The sequence below is a fragment of the Kribbella sp. NPDC051770 genome, from assembly GCF_040681455.1.
In the GTDB taxonomy this organism is placed as follows: Bacteria; Actinomycetota; Actinomycetes; order Propionibacteriales; family Kribbellaceae; genus Kribbella.
The window spans coordinates 286,998-304,494 of the sequence record NZ_JBFAYT010000008.1 but is presented as its reverse complement, the minus strand read 5'-3'; the positions used below and the strand labels follow the sequence as shown (position 1 = coordinate 304,494).

General features: G+C 70.7%; 11 protein-coding genes. 2 read left to right on the top strand and 9 right to left on the bottom strand.

The genetic code is table 11. From position 1 onward, the window contains the following. On the bottom strand, positions 1 to 4,020 hold the full coding sequence (gene eccCa, locus AB0M01_RS26490) for a type VII secretion protein EccCa (RefSeq protein WP_363674034.1): 4,020 nt from the start codon (positions 4,018 to 4,020) through the stop codon (positions 1 to 3). Positions 4,021 to 4,122: 102 nt separating this feature from the next. On the opposite strand from eccCa, the gene AB0M01_RS26485 reads away from it, so the two are divergent. After that, positions 4,123 to 5,010, top strand: a complete 888-nt coding sequence (locus AB0M01_RS26485) for a hypothetical protein (RefSeq protein ID WP_363674032.1) — start codon at positions 4,123 to 4,125, stop codon at positions 5,008 to 5,010. Between the two features lie 60 nt (positions 5,011 to 5,070). Here AB0M01_RS26485 and AB0M01_RS26480 read toward each other — a convergent pair whose 3' ends face one another. The 8 genes from AB0M01_RS26480 to uvrA form a co-directional block, all read right to left on the bottom strand. Beyond that, a complete protein-coding gene (locus AB0M01_RS26480) occupies positions 5,071 to 5,421 on the bottom strand; it encodes a hypothetical protein (protein WP_363674030.1) in 351 nt (116 codons plus the stop codon). 25 nt (positions 5,422 to 5,446) lie between these two features. Further along, positions 5,447 to 5,917, bottom strand: a complete 471-nt coding sequence (locus tag AB0M01_RS26475) for a hypothetical protein (protein ID WP_363674028.1) — start codon at positions 5,915 to 5,917, stop codon at positions 5,447 to 5,449. Further along, a complete protein-coding gene (locus tag AB0M01_RS26470; RefSeq protein ID WP_363674026.1) occupies positions 5,917 to 11,661 on the bottom strand; it encodes a toxin glutamine deamidase domain-containing protein in 5,745 nt (1,914 codons plus the stop codon). The genes AB0M01_RS26475 and AB0M01_RS26470 overlap by 1 nt, the downstream gene beginning before the upstream one ends. 18 nt (positions 11,662 to 11,679) lie before the next feature. Then, positions 11,680 to 12,096, bottom strand: a complete 417-nt coding sequence (locus tag AB0M01_RS26465; RefSeq protein ID WP_363674024.1) for a DUF6507 family protein — start codon at positions 12,094 to 12,096, stop codon at positions 11,680 to 11,682. Between the two features lie 149 nt (positions 12,097 to 12,245). Next, entirely contained in the window at positions 12,246 to 12,554 is a 309-nt protein-coding gene (locus AB0M01_RS26460; protein ID WP_363674022.1) for a hypothetical protein, read from the bottom strand. Between the two features lie 19 nt (positions 12,555 to 12,573). Further along, positions 12,574 to 12,894, bottom strand: a complete 321-nt coding sequence (locus AB0M01_RS26455; protein ID WP_184794712.1) for a hypothetical protein — start codon at positions 12,892 to 12,894, stop codon at positions 12,574 to 12,576. 157 nt (positions 12,895 to 13,051) lie between these two features. Next, entirely contained in the window at positions 13,052 to 13,396 is a 345-nt protein-coding gene (locus AB0M01_RS26450; RefSeq protein WP_363674020.1) for a hypothetical protein, read from the bottom strand. Positions 13,397 to 13,538: 142 nt separating this feature from the next. Further along, entirely contained in the window at positions 13,539 to 16,595 is a 3,057-nt protein-coding gene (gene uvrA, locus AB0M01_RS26445) for an excinuclease ABC subunit UvrA (RefSeq protein ID WP_363674018.1), read from the bottom strand. A gap of 208 nt (positions 16,596 to 16,803) precedes the next feature. Here uvrA and AB0M01_RS26440 point away from each other — a divergent pair, with 208 nt between their 5' ends. Next, complete coding sequence (locus tag AB0M01_RS26440; protein ID WP_363674016.1) at positions 16,804 to 17,463, top strand: MBL fold metallo-hydrolase; 660 nt, start codon at positions 16,804 to 16,806, stop codon at positions 17,461 to 17,463. The last annotated feature ends 34 nt before the right edge of the window (positions 17,464 to 17,497 follow it).

Below are 17,497 nucleotides of genomic sequence, written 5' to 3'. Positions count from 1 at the left end.
TCACTCCGCCTTCTCGTCGGCAGCGGACGTCGTACCGTCCGCCAGTGCGGTCTGGATCAGGGAGGGCCGCTCACCGCGGCGGACGAACAGCCCGCGTCCCGGCGGGTAGTTGCCCGGAGGGGCGCCGGTGAACAGCGCGCCCTCGGCCTTGTCGCCCGACAGCACCAGACCAGCGGTGCCGGACTCCATCACGGTGGTCAGGAACGGCTCGTACAGCGCCCGGCCGGCACCGGCGGCCCGGCGGGCGATCACGAAGTGCAGGCTGATGTCGCGGCCGGAGGCGATGTACGGCAGGAACGGGTCCATCGGCGCCTGCCCACCGCTGGTCAGCAGGTCGTAGTCGTCGGCGACGACGATCACCTTCGGACCGGCGACCGGCGGCGGCGCCGCGTCGTTCAGGTCGTCCGGCAGCCGCTTCTCCAGCTCGCCCGCCACACCGGCGGCCAGCCCGGCACCGACCCGGCCGCTGGTCGCGTAGCCGCCCAGGTACTTGTCCGGGAGGAAGCCGCGCAGCCCGCGCCGCGGGTCCATCACGGCGAACACGACCTCGTCCGAGCTGTACCGGTCGGTGAGCTGCTCCATGATCAGCTTCAGCAGGTTGGTCTTGCCGGAGGCGGTGTCGCCGAAGATGACCAGGTTGCCGTCGCGCTCGAACAGGTCGAGCAGCACCGGCGCCATCGCGGTCTCGTCGAGGCCGATGGGCACCCGTACGGGCTCCTGCTGCGGACCGGGCATCGTCGACCGCTCCAGCTTGTGCGGGAGCACCCGCACCCGCGGCGCGACCGGACCCTGCCAGGCCGAGCTCAGCGCCAGCGCCTGGCCCTGGATCGCCTCGCTCAGGTCGTCGTCCTGCAGCAGGCTGTCGGTCCGCGGCAGCGCCAGCTGGCCGAACAGCTTGCCGCGCGGCGTCAGCACCCGGCCCGGACCGGCGTTGCGCATCGTCTCCTGCAGCCGGCGGTCGATGTTGGAGTCCGACGGGTCGTTCAGCCGCAGCTCCAGCACGGTGCCGAACAGGGTCTGGGTCGCCATCCGGACGTCGCTCCAGCGCAGCATCGCGGTGACCATGTGGATTCCGTAGCTGCTGCCGCGCTGGACCAGGTCCGCGATCGGCTCCTCCAGCTCGTCGAACGTGGTCTTGATCGCGCCGTAGTTGTCCAGCACCAGCACCACGTCGGCGACCGGCAGCTCGGGCAGCTCACCAGCGGCGTGCATCGCACGCATCCGCTCCATCGTGTCGATGCCGCGGTCGCGGAAGACGATCTCGCGCTGGTCGAGCATGCCGCGGACCTCCTCCAGCGTCCGGCGGATCTTCTCGCGGTCGGTCCGGATCGCGACGCCACCGACGTGCGGCAGGTCGGCCAGCGGCTGCAGACCACCACCGGCCAGGTCGATCGCGTAGATCGCGACCTCCTGCGGCGTGTAGCTGTGCGCGAGCGAGGTGACCAGCGTGCGCAGGAACGTCGTCTTGCCCGACGACGGGCCGCCGATCAGCGCGCAGTGCCCACCGGTGTGCGTCAGGTCCAGCCGGAACACGCTCTGGCTCTGCTTGCGCGGGTCGTCGATGACACCGATCGCCGGTGACATCGGCGGCGCCGGTACGGCGTACTGGAGACCGCGGGCCGCGGTGATGTCGACCGGACCGCCGACCTGGTCCAGCGTGCAGACCTTCGGCAGCGGCGGCAGCCACACCTGCGGCACCGGCGTCGCGGCCGGCTTGACCTGGTCGACGAACACCCCGAGCACCGTCGGTCCGGTAGTGCGCTCGGTCGAGTCGTCCTTGTCGTCCTTCTTCTCGTCCTCGGCGGCGAGCTTGGCCAGGTCCGGCTGCTGGTACGGCGTGACCAGGTACGGCCGGACTGCGGGACCGTCCTTGGCCTTCTCCTCCTCCGGCACCACGCGGCCCTTGTACGGCCCGGACACGTAGGCGGCGCGGAAGCGCTGGTAGACGCTGGTGTCGACCTTCAGGTACCCGAAGCCCGGCAGCGGCGGCAGGTGGAAGGCGTCCTCGGTGTCGAGCACTGTGCGGCTCTCCTCCTCGGAGAACGTCCGCAGGCCCAGCCGGTACGACAGGTAGGTCTCCAGGCCGCGCAGCTTGCCGCCCTCGACCCGCTGGCTGGCCAGCAGCAGGTGCACACCGATCGACCGGCCGATCCGGCCGATCGACAGGAACAGGTCGATGAAGTCCGGCCGCGCGGTGAGCAGCTCACCGAACTCGTCGATCAGCACGAACAGGTGCGGGTACGGCGGCATCTCCGGCCGCTGCTGGCGCAGCAGCCGGTAGTCGGTGATGTTGGCGACGTTGCCGGCGTCCTTCAGCATCTGCTGCCGGCGCTGCACCTCACCGGCGAGGCTGGCGTAGGCCCGCTCGGTCAGCGACGGGTCGTCGACCAGGTTGGTGATGATGCCGGCGACGTGCGGTACGCCGTCGAACGGCGCGAACGTCGCACCACCCTTGTAGTCGATCAGCACCATCGCCAGGTCCTCCGGCGAGTGCGTCGCGAGCAGACCCATGACCAGGGTTCGCAGTACCTCGGACTTGCCGGAACCGGTCGCACCGATGCACAGACCGTGCGGACCCATGCCCAGCTGCGCCGACTCCTTCAGGTCCAGTACGACGGGCTGGCCGAGGTTGTCGACACCCAGCGGCACCCGCAGGAACGCCCGCTCGTGGCGGGGCACCCACATCCGCTCCAGGTCGAGGTCACCCGGGTCCTGGATCTGCAGCAGTCCCATGAAGTCGACGGTCTTCAGCGACGCGTCCTCCTCCAGCGACTCCTCCGACAGCCGCAGCGGTGCCAGCGAACGCGCCAGGCCCTCAGCAGTGGCCAGCGGGGTGTCGTCGAGCTGGCCCTCGGCGGTCATGTAGCCACCGCCGCGCAGGTCCTCGACCAGGACGTGGCCCTCCTGCACGGTGATGCGGATGGCCACGTTGCTCGGCTCCTGCATCCGGTCCTGAACCAGGTGCAGCACGGTCACGCCCAGCTCGCCGATACCGAGCGTCGGGTCAGCCGGGGTCACCTCGGTCGCCACGTCGCCGTACGTGTCGTGCAGGACGAGCATGCGCTGGATCATCCGGCGCTGGTCGCTGCCGAGCGAGCCGCGGCGGGCCTCGCTGGCCAGCGTGACGCGGGAGGCGACGTCGTCGCGGATCAGCTCGGCCAGGTCACCCGGCTTCGCAGCGATCCGGCGGAACGGGTGCGGGCCCTCGCGACGCTCCGGGTCGACAGTGTGCGGCAGCCAGCCGACCCACTGCCACTGGTCGAGCGCGGACGCCGGGAAGGTGGCCGCCACCTCCAGGTCCTCCGGCGCGTGGAAGACCGCTGCCTGCAGCATCAGCGCCCGAGCGATCCGTACGACGCCGTCGCGGTCGCCGACGATGCTCACGTTGCCCGCGAGGTCCAGCGGGATGGTCAGCGGCATGTCCGGCATCAGCGCGAACCGACGCGCCAGCGCCTCCGCCTCGGCCATCATGAACGGGTCCGGCGGGTCCATCATCGAGCCGCTCTGCGCCAGGGTCGCCGGGACCACGGGCATCCGCCCGGTCGCGCAGCGGACCAGCAGGAAATCCGGGTCGCTGCGGCGCCGCTCCCACAGCCGGGCCGGGTCGCGGACGCAGTCGACCAGAGCGTCGGCCGGCGGGTTCAGCGAGAGAGCGGTCTTGCGGTTCTGCCGCTCCATCTTGCCGAACTCCTCGCGCAGCCGCTCGAGGTAGTCCAGGTACCGGTTGCGCTGGTCCCGGCTCTCCTTGCCGGAGCGGCCGCGCTGGGAGAACATCATCCCGAACGTGCCGACCACGGTGAGCGCGAGCACGCCGACGCCGATCACGGCGGACGTCCCGGTCCGCATCGTGCTCATCATCCCGACCGACCCGAGCACACCGACGGCCGGCATCAGCGCCTGCATCGCGTTCCCGCCGGCCTTGCCTCGCGCGCCGGGCGGTGGGGTCTCGATGACCCGCGGCTGCCCGGTGTCGATACTCCGGGTGCTCCGCGCCGGGCGGTGCACGAGTCGTGTCGACACTGTCTCTCCTCAGCTGGGCCCGACCGGCCCCTCGACTGCATGACATGAACGCCTCAGATGGCATGCTGCACCGGACTCTAGTGGAGGGGCGGCTCACTACCGATGACCGAGACACCGTTCGACCCGCGGCAGGTGCTGGACCTGGTCGCCGACCTGCTGCCGGTGCTGCTGCCCGACGCGGAGCTGGACGCCGCCGGCCCGATCGTCAAGCTGCGCTGGAGCCGCGGCGGCCTGGTCTCCAGCGCCGAGGTCGGACTCACCGAGCTCGTCGATCGATGCCGCCAGCAACCGAACCACCTGTGGCCGCGAACCGTCGACGACTGGCTGCGCGCCGTCGTCGCCGAGATCGGCGTCGCCACCGACGAGCACCTGTACGGCGCCGTCGCGAACCGCCAGCGGGTGACGCTGCGCCCGCAGGGCTGGACCGCGGCGTACGGCAGCGTCCTGGCCGGCCTCAGCGTCCCCTTCGGCCGCTACTTCGAGATCGCCTTCGGCATCCAGAGCGGCCCCGACTGGCACCGCCTCACCCAGGTCCGCCGCGTCATGCACGGCCTGCACCTGCCGGGCAGCCCCTCGGGCCTCGAGCTCACCCTCGACGGCCTCACCGGCCTGGAGCTGCAGGACGTCCCCGGTACGCCGTACCAGCGCTTCCACCGCCCCGGCGACCAGACCGTCGGCCTGGCCCTCGTCGACCACGAGCAGCTCCTGCCCGGCGGCGGCAAGGGCCGCGGCTCGATCCTCGCCCTGCCCTCCACCGACCAGCTCGTCGTCTGCCCCGTCGACCGCAAACTGGACATGCAGGCTCGCGTCGACGAGTTCGCCCGCTGGGTCGCCAAGTCGTACGCCGACGCCGCCGACCCCTGCTCCCCCGGTGTCTACTGGCTCACCGGCGAGCTCCTCGCCGAGCTCCCGGTCGACCTGGACGTCACCCCGTCGGTGACGTTGCCCAAGGCCCTCAAATCCCCGTTCTGGCGCCGCGGCCGCCACTGAGAACGACCGAAGGCCCAGCCGTGGCGGCTGGGCCTTCCATCGCATCGCGCTGCGCAGGGATCAGCGCTCCAGGAAGTCGTTCCACTCCTCGAGCGTGATCGCCGGGCCCGGGGGCTCCGGCGGCTGCAGGCCGTCGCGTTCGGCGCGGGTGGCCTCGACGGCGTACTCCTGCGTCTCGCTGGAGTACGAGAACGGGCGCACCACGCCCTCACCGACCAGGTACAGCTGGTTGGTGAAGCCGCCCGGTGAGCTGAACGCCAGGAACTCCTCGACCGGGTAGACCTGCCAGCCCTCCAGCGACTCGGCGTCGATCAGCTCGTCGACGTCCTCCTCGTCCTCCTGCGCGTTCATCCACTCGGCCAGCGCCTGCCGCGCCCGGACCAGGACCGCCGGGTCGATCTCTTCCGCCATCTTCAGTCCTCTCCTCGGGCCCGGCTCATGCCTGGACCCAGTCGCGCCAGACGTCGGCGTGGCGCGCGTAGGTGGTCGTGTTGTCCGGGAACTCGTGCACACCGCGACCCGGCAGGTACGCCGCAACCAGGCCGCTCAGATCATGGCAGAGCAGCATCGGCACGTCGGGCCGGGCCTGGACCAACTGGTCGAACACCAGCCGCGCCTCCTGCGCCTGCGTCCCCTCGTCCTTGCCGAGCCAGATGTCGATCTCGACCGGGTAGGCGTCGAAGGCCTGCAGCTCGTCCGGCTCCGGGTCGTACACCGGGTAGATGTTGTACTGCACCTCGTACCCGACCGTGGCATCGGCCGTCCGCGCCGGCCCACGCAGACCGATCTCGTCCTCGTCGTCGCTCCCGTTCGGGATCGGCTCCAGCGCGAACAGCTTCTGGATCCACTCGGCGACCGCCTGCACCGACTCGTCGGTCCGCAGGAAGACGTACTCCCGGTCCTGCATCAGGCCTCCTTCACGTAGGTGATCATCCGGCCGTCGGCCACGATGATGTGCACGGTGTCGACCATCTTTCCCCGGCCCTGCTTGGCCTGCCCGGCGGCACGCTTGAAGCCGCGCAACGCGTCGTCCTCGGTCAGCCCGATGACGCGCCCGTCGATCACCACCTCACCACCCTGGGGAACCTGCTTGGTGGCGCGCATGATGTTCGACTTGACCGCGATGCTGGGATCGTCGGCGTCCTTGGCCTCCAGCGTCTTGTACTCCGTCACAACACCTTCGTCGTCCGGCCCCTTCCGGGTCATCGCCTCGGGGTTCTTCTGGTCCTTGACCGTGTGGTCCGCCGTCCGCGCGTCGACCCGCCACCCACGCTGCTCCACCACCGTGTCGGCGATCGCCCGCTCCTTGGGCACGAACGACCCGTCCACGTCGTGCACCACCGGCGCGAAGTCCTCCCCCAGCGCCTTGTGGTGGAAGGCCGGGTCGAACCCGTCCTTCTTGCTCACCCCGTACTTCGGGTCCGTAGGCGTCCAGTCCGGCGCGTCCGGCTGCCCGCTGGTCGCGGGGCCGCGGTCACCTGTCGAGGGTTGGTCGGAGTGCCCACCCGGCTGGTCCGAGTGGCCGTCACCTGTCGACGGCTGATCCGAGTGCCCACCCGGCTGCTCCGGGCTGCTCCCCCACGAGTCGTTCCGCGGCGGCTGCACAGGCCGCTGCATGAACTCCTCCCGCGGATCCCGCGGCTGCGCGGGCCCCTCCGGGTTCAGCCGGTTGTCGATCCGGTTCGGATCGTGCGGCGCGGGCGGTCCGTCGGGGTGCAGCGCGTTCTCGATCCGGTTCGGGTCGCGAGGCGCGGGCGGTCCGTCGGGGTGCAGCGCATTTTCGATCCGGTTCGGATCGTGCGGCGCACGCGGCGCGGGCGGCCCGTCCGGGTGCAAGGCGTTCTCGATCCGATTGGGGTCGCGAGGCGCCGGCGGTCCGTCGGGGTGCAGCGCGTTCTCGATCCGGTTCGGGTCATGCGGAGCACGCGGCGCCGGCGGCCCGTCCGGGTGCAGCGCGTTCTCGATCCGGTTCGGATCACGCGGAGCAGGCGGACCATCCGGGTGCAGACGCTCCGGGATCGACCGCTCGCCCGGCCGCTGCATGAAGTCCTCCCGCGGATCCCGCGGCTGCTCCGGCGTACGGTCAGCCGCCGGGTCACGGCGATCCATGAAGTCCTCGCGCGGGTCGCGCGGCTGTTCCGGCGTACGGTCGGCCGCCGGGTCGCGACGGTCCATGAAGTCCTCACGCGGGTCCCGCGGAGGACGGTCCGGGTTCAGCCGGTTGTCGATCCGGTTCGGGTCGTGCGGTGCGGGCGGGCCGTCTGGGTGCAGCGCGTTCTCGATCCGGTTCGGATCACGCGGAGCAGGCGGACTATCCGGGTGCAGCCGCTCCGGGATCGACCGATCCCCAGGCCGCTGCATGAAGTCCTCCCGCGGGTCGCGCGGCTGTTCCGGCGTACGGTCACCCGCCGGGTCGCGACGATCCATGAAGTCCTCACGCGGATCGCGCGGAGGCTCACGGTCGGGTCGCCGGTCGTGCGGGTCAGGCGCAGGCGCCCGCTCGGCCGGGTTCTCCGGCGTGGCCGGCTGCTCAGGATGCTTGGCCTGAGCAGGCTCCTGGTGCCCATCCGGCTTGCTGGCCGGCGGCTGCTCCGGGTGCCGAGCCTGAGGCTGCTCAGGCGCGTGCTGCGGCTGCCCAGGCTGCTGATGCGGCGCCTGCGGCTGAGCCGGCTGCTGCGGATGCGGCTGCTGGGGTGCGTGCGGCTGCGCCGGGTGCTGCTGCGGCGCGTGCGGCTGAGCCGGCTGCTGCGGGTGCGGCTGCACGGGCTGCTGCGGGTGCGGCTGCTGCGGTGCGTGCGGCTGCATCGGCTGCTGCGGATGCGGCTGTACCGGCTGCTGTGGCGCGTTGGGCTGCTGCGGGTGCGGCTGCATCGGCTGCTGTGGCGCGTTGGGCTGCTGCGGTGCATGCGGCTGCTGCGGCGCGTGCGGCTGTACCGGCTGCTGCGGGTACGGCTGTTGCGGGTTGTGGGGTTGCTGGGGAGCGTGCGGTGCCGGCGGATGTTGCGGCATCGGCGGGTGCTGCGGCATCGGGGGGATGTGCGGCTGGGCCGGCTGGATCCAGTTGGGCTGGTGGGGGTGGTTGGCGGGCCAGGGGTTCGGGGTGAAGTTCGGGCCGTCGACCTTGAGGCTCGGGGACAGCGGGGACTGCCAGTCGCCGCCGGGGCGGCGGGTCATGACCTCGAGCTCGTCGAACAGGTCGGCGTACGGCGGTCCGTCGGTGATCTTGCCGGACTGCATGTCCGCCCACTTCACCTTGCCGGCGTCGTCGACGAACGCGTTGAACCAGTGACCGCTGACCTCGCCGGCCGGGCCGCGCCGGGCCCAGGTGCCGCCGACGATCGCGACCGTACCGGGCGGCTGGTTGCGCAGGTCGTCGTAGATCCGCTTGTAGGCACCCATGGTGTAGGCCTTGGGGTCCTGCTTCGGGTTGACCGGGTTGCCGTTGACGTCCCGGACCTGGATGGCCTCCGGGCGGACACCGGTGTACTCGTACATCTCCGAGCGCTCACCGGGGACCGGGACCTTCTTGCCGTTCGGCGTGACACCGGTCCGCAGGTCGTTGTTGGCCAGACGCGGCTCGGCGCCCTGCAGGTTGTCCGCGAACGCCCGCGAGTTGTCGCCACAGTTGTTGGTGGCGCTCCGCGGACCACGGCCGCCCCGGAACCGCGGGTTGCCTTCCTTGATCCACTCCGCGACGTTCTTCAGCGGGTTGTCGCCGATCTTCGCCTTCAGCTTGCGCAGCCCACGCCCGAACGGGTCCTTCGGGTTGTACCGCCGCGGCTCCACGTCGTGCCGGTGCTCCCCCGGACGCCCGTGCGCGTGCGGGTCGACCCGCACCGGCGGCGGCTGGTTCGGCGCCTGCGGTGCGTTGGGCTGGTGCGGGGCGTTGGGGTTGTGCGGGGCGTTGGGGTTGTGCGGAGCGTTGGGGTTGTGCGGCGCGTTGGGGTTGTGCGGCGCGTTGGGCTGGTGCGGCGCGTTCGGGTTGTGCGGGGCATTCGGGTTGTGCGGCGCGTTCGGGTTGTGCGGCGCGTTCGGCTGGTGCGGCGCGTTCGGCTGGTGCGGCGTGGTCCCGTGGGGAGCGTCGCCCCCGTGCGGGCCCGACCGGCCGCCGACGTGCGGTGCCACCACCGGCGGTACGACGTCGCCCGTGTGCGGGGCGTCCGGAGTGCGCGGGGCGTCCGCGTGCGTGCGGGGAGCATCCGGGGTGCGCGGGGCATCCGGAGTGTTCGTCCGCGGGGTGTCCGGCGAGCTGTGGTGGGCTGCCGGGACGTCCTGGTGCGAGCGGGGAGCGTCCGGCGTGCGCGGGGCATCCGGAGTGTTCGTCCGCGGGGTGTCCGGCGAGGTGTGGTGCCCAGCCGGGGAATCCGAGTGCGACCGCGGTGCATCCGGCGTACGCGGGGCGTCCGGCGAGCTGTGGTGCGCAGCCGACGCGTCCGGGTGAGAACGCGGAGCGTCCGGGGTGCGCGGGGCATCAGGGGTACGCGGTGCGTCCGGCGAGCTGTGGTGCGCAGCCGGGGCATCCGGGTGAGAACGCGGAGCGTCCGGGGTACGCGGCGCGTCCGGCGTGGGCCGGGGCGAGTCCGGGGAGCTGTGGTGGGCTGCCGGAGCGTCCGGGTTGGTCCGCGGGCTGTCGGGCGAGTGGGTCGGCGAGTCCGGGGTGCGGCTGCCGGGAGTGGTCTGGCCGTCCGCGTGCGAGGACGGGGACGAGTCGCCGTGCGACGAGGGTGAAGAGTCGCCGTGCGACGACGGAGACGAATCGCCGTGGGACGACGGGGACGAATCGCCGCGCGAGGACGGCGACGAGTCGCCGTGCGTGCCGCTGGGGCTGTCCCCGTGGGTGCTCGGCGAATCGCCGTGGGAGCTGTCGGCGCGCGACGGAGCGTCGCTGTGCGAACTGTTCGGGCTGTCGCTGTGAGAGCTCGGGCTGTCGGAGTGCGACTGGCTCGGCGAGTCGGAGTGCGACTGGCTCGGGGAGTCGCTGTGCGAGCTCGGGCTGTCGCTGTGCGAGCTCGGGCTGTCGCTGTGCGACGCCGGGGAGTCCGAGTGCGACGCCGGGCTGTCCGGGTGGGTCGCCGGCGCGTCGGCCTGGCGCCCGGGAGCGTCGGAGTGCGCGGCAGGCGCGTCCGAATGCGACGCGGGAGCATCCGAGTGGGACGCAGGCGCATCGGAGTGCGACGCCGGAGCGTCCGAATGAGAAGCCGGAGCATCGGAGTGCGACGCCGGAGCATCCCCACCGGTCGGCGAAGCCGGACCGTCCGACCGCCCACCGAAGTTCGTGCCGCCTGTCGGGCTGCTCGGTGTGTCCACGTGCGACGGCGCGGACGTCGTCGTCGAGTTGTGCGAACCGACCGACGCCGGCGCGTGCTCGACGTTCGGTACGTCGATCCCGCCCGCGTGCGAAACCCCGCCGGCCTTCGACGTCGGGATGTCCAGCCCGCCGAACTTCGCCAGCCCGCCGATCACCGGCGCGTTGCCGACCTTGATCACCAGGTCGGAGACCTTCGGCAGCTTCAGCGCCGTGTTCAGCGCGAGCTGACCGGGCCGCAGCTTCCCGGCGATGTTCACCGCGACATCGGCGCCCTTGGCAACCTTCGCCGCGGCCGCGCCGTACTTGCCGCCGATCGCCGCCGCACGCACACCTCCCGCGGCACCACCGGTACCGACCGTGGTGATGACGTTGAAGCCGACCTGCCCGAGCGCGCGCCCGGGGTCCTCGCCCCACATGTCCCAGGCGACCATGCCCTTGAGGACGGTGAGCCCGACGTTGTCCAGGTACGCCGCGGTCTCCGGGAACGCCACGTGCATGAACGCCGCGGCGCCCGGGATCGCGTACATCGCGGCCGAGGCGAGCGTCAGGCCGACGCCCTTCCAGGCTTCACCGGCCTTGTCCCAGCCGGCGAGCTCGTGGCCGAAGATGCTCTCCACACCGATCGACTTCAGCAGCGGCTGGATCGGGATCAGCGTGGTCAGGGCGTCCAGCGTGCCGAGCAGGCCGTCGACGAAGACACCCTTGAGCACACCGCCGACGAAGTCGACGCAGTCCTCGTACCACGGGGCGTCGTACTCCAGCGGAGTACCCCACGGCGGGTCCTTCTCCTCCTCGCCGTTGTCCTCCGGCGGCTTCTCGCCTTCCCGCAGGCCGCTGTCCTCCCACTTCTTGCCGCCGTACAGGTCGGCGATCGCGTTCGCGCACTTGCGCTCGGCGGCGCTGATCTTGTCGAGCTGGGCCTGCAGATCCTTGTGGATCTGGTTCTCCTCGTTGACCCAGTCCTCGTTGTCGTCGATCTCGTCCTCGGGGGTGTCACCGACCTTGCGCTTCCACGCGTCGGCGCGGTTGCGGACCGAGACCAGGCCTTCCTTCGGGCCGTCCTTGCCGCCGACCTCGCTGACGAAGACGTTCAGCGCGGTGCCGATCTTCTCCAGGTTCGGGCCGAACAGATCGCCCTCTTTCTTGACCGGCTCCATCGCCCGGGCCAGCAGGTGCGTCTCCGGGCCCTTGGCGTAGTTGGCGTTGATGTTGTCCCGGAACTTCTTCTCCAGGTCGCCGCCGATCTTCTTGATCTCGCCGCCGGCCGCGGTGAGGTCCTTGGCCGCCTGGGTGACCTGCTCCAGGTTGCCTTCGAACTTCGGAATGCCCTCGGGCTTGATCATCTGTTCGTCTCCCCCAGGTCAGACGGCGCGGTAGTTGGACGGTGGCTGCTGCGCCGCCTGCTCGGCGCGAGCAGCGGAAGCGGCGTTCCGGATCACCTGGCGCGGGTCGACGCCGTCGGCCAGCTGGATGCCACGCTGGGCGGCCAGAGCCATCTCCTGGTGACCGTTGGCCAGCGCGGTCAGCGCGTTGACGGTGCCCTTCATGACGTCACCGGTGTGCTTGACCATGCCGGGCAGCGAGTCCTTCCACTTCTCGACGAACTCGCTGATCGCGACCCCGACCGGGCCACCCTTGCCGCTCAGCGAGGTCTGCGTGGCGCCCTTCTCCAGCCCACTGCTGAGCTTCGTCCCGATCGCCTCGAACCCGGCGGCGTCGGTCTGCATACCCTTCAGCCCGTTCATTGCCGCCGTCGCCTCGACCGTCCAGTTGACCATGCCTCTACCTCTCGCCGCCCCGCGCAGGGCTCACCCGTGAACTTCGTCGTCCTGCCGTCGCTGCCGACGGCAGCACCGAGAACCAGCGCGCGAGAACCGCGCGCCGGCGTTTGATCTGACGGGGAACCCGGCCGGGTCCCCCGCGCGGATCACATGTTGCCGATGTCCGTGACGGCCTTGGACGCCGCCTTGAACGCGGTGTCCGCGTGCGTGTCGAACTCGGCCAGCGTGCTGGCCAGTGACTTGATGATCCCCTGGACCTCGGTGGCGGCGGAGTTGAACTTCTCCTCGACCGCGCCGTAGTCGTCCATCACCTTGGTCATCGTCGCGTCGCCGCGCATCGCCTTCACGTTCGCCTGGTGCTGCGCGATCAGCGACTCGATCTGCGCCGACAGGCTCTTGATCGCGGCCTGGGTCTCGCCGCTGGCGCCGCTGTCGTAGCTGTTGCGTCCGGTCATCTGCCTGTGTCTCCCCGTCTCAGCGCTTGTTGAACTTGGCGCCGTCGAAGTTCGCCGCGCCTTCACTCTTCTTGGCGGCCTGGGCCATGTCGCTCATACCGGTCTGGGTCGCGGCGTCCATGCCCTGCTGGCCCTTGTTGATCGCGGCCAGTCCCGCGTTCAGGTCGGCGGCGATGCCGTCCACCCGGCCCTTGAAGCTCATGAAGGCGTCGTGGCCGGAACCCTGCAGCTTGCCCTCCAGCGGCTGTGCGGCCGCGGCCAGGCGCTTGACCAGACCACCGAGGTCCTGGGTCTTGCCACCCGTCTTCTTGGCCAGGGTGCCAAGGGTGTCCTTACCCATGCTCCAACGCTGTCCACCCACGATTGCTGTCCCTCCGAAGTGATCTGCTGGCTGCCGACTTCCCCACCATAGACGCGGCCGGGGTCGCGTCCGGTTCCCTCCCGAACGCACCGGTTTCCGGCCCGTACGCCGTGAGTTCCTTGCTGTGGCAGGGGGTTCAGGTCCGCGGCGGCGTGGGCGGCCGCGGGGTGCCGCTGGGCGGCGGGGTGCCGGTCGAATCCGGCGTACCGGACGGTGTGCCGCTCGGGCCCGGGGTCGCCGGAGAACTGGGGCTCGGGGCAACGGGTCCGTTCGGGCCCTTGTCCTTGGAGCCCTGGATGAACGAGTAGCCGACGCAGCCCGCGCAGACCACCGCGGCGACCGCGGCGCTGGCGAACAGTTTGTTGACGCCTTCGTCGAGGGTGTTCCGGGACCGGGCGGCGCCGAACAGCCACGCCTCGCGCAGTCGCCGGCGCCGGACGGCGACCGACTCGATCAGCTGGGTGTCGTACTGCCGCGGCACATCTGCCCCTTCGATCCGCTACTTGTTCCGGGGCCAATCTAAACGCTCGAGGGGTTACCGCCACGGACCGTTCGAGCAGAACGCAAAGGTGGGCGGACCGATCCGGTCCGCCCACCTCCGCACTGCTTCAGCCTGCGGTGCCTCAGCCCGCCGCGCGCTTCGCCGCGGTCTTCCGCGCCGGCGCCTTCTTGGCCGCAGTGGCCTTCTTCACAGCGGCTGTCTTCTTCGCCGGCGCCGTCTTCGTCGCTGCCGCCTTCGTGGCCGCGGTCTTCTTCGCCGGCGCCTTCTTCGCGACCGCCTTCTTGCCCGCGGTCACCGCCACCGGGGCCGCCTGCTTGGCGCTCGGCTTCGCGGCCCGCCCGTGCAGGATCTCGGCCAGGAACTGCCCGGTGTACGACGCCGGGTTGGCCGCGACCTCCTCCGGCGTCCCCTCGGCGACCAGCGTGCCGCCGCGGCGGCCACCCTCCGGGCCGAGGTCGACGATCCAGTCGGCGGTCTTGATCACGTCGAGGTTGTGCTCGATCACCAGCACCGAGTTGCCCTTGTCAACGAGTCCACCCAGTACGCCGAGCAGCTTGCGGATGTCCTCGAAGTGCAGACCCGTGGTCGGCTCGTCGAGCACGTACACCGTCCGCCCGGTGGAACGCTTCTGCAGCTCCGACGCCAGCTTCACCCGCTGCGCCTCACCGCCGGACAGCGTCGGCGCCGGCTGACCGAGCCGGACGTAGCCCAGACCGACCTCGTTCAGCGTCTTCAGGTGCCGCGAGATCGCCGGAATCGCGGCGAAGAACTCCGCCGCCTCCTCGATCGGCATGTCCAGGATGTCGGACACGGTCTTGTTCTTGTAGTGCACCTCGAGCGTCTCGCGGTTGTACCGCGCACCGTGGCAGACCTCACAGGGCACGTAGACGTCCGGCAGGAAGTTCATCTCGATCTTCAGCGTGCCGTCACCCGAGCAGGCCTCGCAGCGGCCGCCCTTGACGTTGAACGAGAACCGGCCCTGCTGGTACCCGCGGACCTTCGCCTCCGGCGTCTCCGCGAACAGCTTGCGGACGTGGTCCCAGACCCCGGTGTACGTCGCCGGATTGGACCGCGGCGTGCGGCCGATCGGCGACTGGTCGACGTGGATCACCTTGTCGACCTGGTCGAGCCCAGAGATCTTGGTGTGCCGGCCCGGCACCGCGCGGGCACCGTAGATCTGCCGCGCCAGCGACGTGTAGAGGATGTCGTTGACCAGCGTCGACTTGCCCGAGCCCGAGACCCCGGTGACCGCGACGAACACCCCGAGCGGGATCGTCACGTCGATGTCCTGCAGGTTGTGCTCGCGGGCGCCGTACACGGTCAGCTCCCGGCCCTCGGTGAGCGGACGCCGGACGGCGGGGATCGGGATCTCGCGCCGGCCCGACACGTACTGGCCGGTGATCGAGTCCGGGTGGTTGCGCAGGTCGTCGACCGTGCCCGAGACGACCACCTGACCGCCGTGCTCCCCCGCGCCCGGGCCGATGTCCACCACCCAGTCGGCGTGGTCGATGGTGTCCTCGTCGTGCTCGACGACGATCAGCGTGTTGCCCAGGTCCTTGAGCCGGACCAGGGTGTCGATCAGCCGCCGGTTGTCGCGCTGGTGCAGACCGATCGACGGCTCGTCCAGCACGTACAGCACGCCGACCAGGCCGGAGCCGATCTGCGTCGCCAGCCGGATCCGCTGCGCCTCGCCGCCGGACAGCGAGCCGGCCGGCCGGTTCAGCGCCAGGTAGTCCAGGCCGACGTCGAGCAGGAACCGCAGCCGCTCACCGATCTCCTTGGTGACCCGCTCCGCGATCTGCTTCTCCCGCGGCGTCAGGTCCAGGTCGACCAGGAAGCCGTGCACCTCGTCGATCGACATCGCGCTGATCTCGGCGATGTTCTTGCCGCCGAGCGTGACCGCGAGCGAGATCGGCTTCAGCCGGGCGCCGTTGCAGGTCAGGCACGGGACCTCGCGCATGTACTCCTCGAAGCGCTCCCGGCTGGTGTCGCTGGACGCCTCGGCGTGCCGGCGCTCGACGTACGGGATGACGCCCTCGAAGGTCGTGTAGTACGAGCGCTCGCGGCCGTACCGGTTCTTGTACGAGACGTGCACCTGGCGGTCGTGACCGCTGAGCAGCGCCTTCTGCGCCTTCGCCGGCAGCTCACCGAACGGCGTGCTCGACTTGATCTTCAGGTCCTTGGCCAGCGCGCTCAGCAGGCGCTCGAAGTACTGCGAGACGTTCGCGCCGGACCACGGCTGGATCGCACCCTCGTCCAGCGACTTCGACGGGTCCGGGACCAGCAGCTCCGGGTCGACCTCCATCCGGGTGCCGAGGCCCGAGCAGGCCGGGCAGGCGCCGTACGGCGAGTTGAACGAGAACGAGCGCGGCTCGAGCTCGTCGAGCTGCAGGGGGTGGTCGTTCGGGCAGGCGAGCTTCTCGCTGAAGCGGCGCTCCCGGTACGGGTCGTTCTCCTCGAGGTCGACGAAGTCGAGGGTGACGATGCCACCGGACAGGCCGAGCGCGGTCTCGACCGAGTCGGTCAGCCGCTGCTTCGCGGAGCCCTTCACCGCGAGCCGGTCGACGACCACGTCGATGGTGTGCTTCTTCTGCTTGTCGAGCTTCGGCGGCTCGGTCAGCTGAATCGTCTCGCCGTCCACGCGGGCGCGGCTGAAGCCCTGGCCGGTGAGCTGGCGGAAGAGGTCGAGGTACTCACCCTTGCGGCCGCGGATGACCGGCGCGAGGACCTGGAAGCGGGTGCCCTCGTCGAGCTCCATCACCCGGTCGACGATCTGCTGCGGGGTCTGCTTCGCGATCGGCTCGCCGCACTCCGGGCAGTGCGGGCGGCCGGCCCGCGCGAACAGGAGTCGCAGGTAGTCGTAGACCTCGGTGATCGTGCCGACCGTCGAGCGCGGGTTGCGTGAGGTGGACTTCTGGTCGATCGAGACCGCCGGGGACAGCCCCTCGATGAAGTCGACGTCGGGTTTGTCCATCTGGCCGAGGAACTGCCGGGCGTACGCGGACAGGGACTCCACGTAGCGCCGCTGGCCCTCGGCGAAGATCGTGTCGAAGGCCAGGCTGGACTTGCCGGACCCGGACAGACCGGTGAAAACGATCATGGCGTCGCGCGGCAGGTCGAGCGAGACGTCCTTCAGGTTGTGCTCACGCGCTCCACGCACGATCAGACGGTCAGACACAAGCTCACTCTCAGCCGTTCGAAGGGTTCAGGGACAGGCCCGATACAGGCTAACGAGGCCCACCGACAAAAACTTCCGCTCCGCCGGGCGACCCGGATCCCGGGGTCCGCTTTCGAAAGTATATTCGACCGCCTCACACCCGACGAACGAGCGGTACCCACCCCAGGTCACGCGGACACCCGGGGGTCCGGGGTGCGAGGATCGGCGCATGAACGATTACCACGGCAACGTCCGCGTCGGCGGCCCCGCGCAGACCCACGAGCTGGCCCAGCTGATGATCTCGAAGGTCGCCGTCGGGCCGATGAACAACAACGCGTACCTGCTGCGTTGCCGGCAGACCGACGAGCAGGTGCTGATCGACGCCGCCAACGACGCGCACACGCTGCTGACGCTGATCGGCGCCGCCGGGATCAGCCGGGTGATCACCACGCACCGCCACGGCGACCACTGGCAAGCCCTGGCCGACGTCGTCGCCGGCACCGGCGCGACCACGATCGCCGGCCGGTACGACGCCGAGGGCATCGACGTCCCGACCACCACCCAGGTCGAGGACGGCGACGAGATCTCCTTCGGCGCCGTCGGCCTCCGCGTCATCCACCTGGTCGGCCACACCCCCGGCTCCATCGCCCTCCTGTACGACGACCCGAAGGGCGCCCCGCACCTGTTCACCGGCGACTCCCTCTTCCCCGGCGGCGTCGGCAACACCCAGGGCGACGCCGAACGCTTCACCTCCCTGATCAACGACGTCGAGTCCAAACTCTTCGACCGCCTCCCCGACGAAACCTGGGTCTACCCCGGCCACGGCGCCGACACCACCCTCGGCACCGAACGCCCCCACCTCGCCGAGTGGCGCGCGCGGGGCTGGTAGGCCGGACAGCTCGGCCGGCCGGCACCCGGCCGGC

What these genes read in the sequence shown, in the direction of transcription:
- AB0M01_RS26485 (WP_363674032.1), top strand. Translation starts at nt 4,123, where the DNA reads ATGACCGAGACACCGTTCGACCCGCGGCAGGTGCTGGACCTGGTCGCC.
- AB0M01_RS26480 (WP_363674030.1), bottom strand. Translation starts at nt 5,421, where the DNA reads ATGGCGGAAGAGATCGACCCGGCGGTCCTGGTCCGGGCGCGGCAGGCG.
- AB0M01_RS26475 (WP_363674028.1), bottom strand. Translation starts at nt 5,917, where the DNA reads ATGCAGGACCGGGAGTACGTCTTCCTGCGGACCGACGAGTCGGTGCAG.
- AB0M01_RS26470 (WP_363674026.1), bottom strand. Translation starts at nt 11,661, where the DNA reads ATGATCAAGCCCGAGGGCATTCCGAAGTTCGAAGGCAACCTGGAGCAG.
- AB0M01_RS26465 (WP_363674024.1), bottom strand. Translation starts at nt 12,096, where the DNA reads ATGGTCAACTGGACGGTCGAGGCGACGGCGGCAATGAACGGGCTGAAG.
- AB0M01_RS26460 (WP_363674022.1), bottom strand. Translation starts at nt 12,554, where the DNA reads ATGACCGGACGCAACAGCTACGACAGCGGCGCCAGCGGCGAGACCCAG.
- AB0M01_RS26455 (WP_184794712.1), bottom strand. Translation starts at nt 12,894, where the DNA reads ATGGGTAAGGACACCCTTGGCACCCTGGCCAAGAAGACGGGTGGCAAG.
- AB0M01_RS26440 (WP_363674016.1), top strand. Translation starts at nt 16,804, where the DNA reads ATGAACGATTACCACGGCAACGTCCGCGTCGGCGGCCCCGCGCAGACC.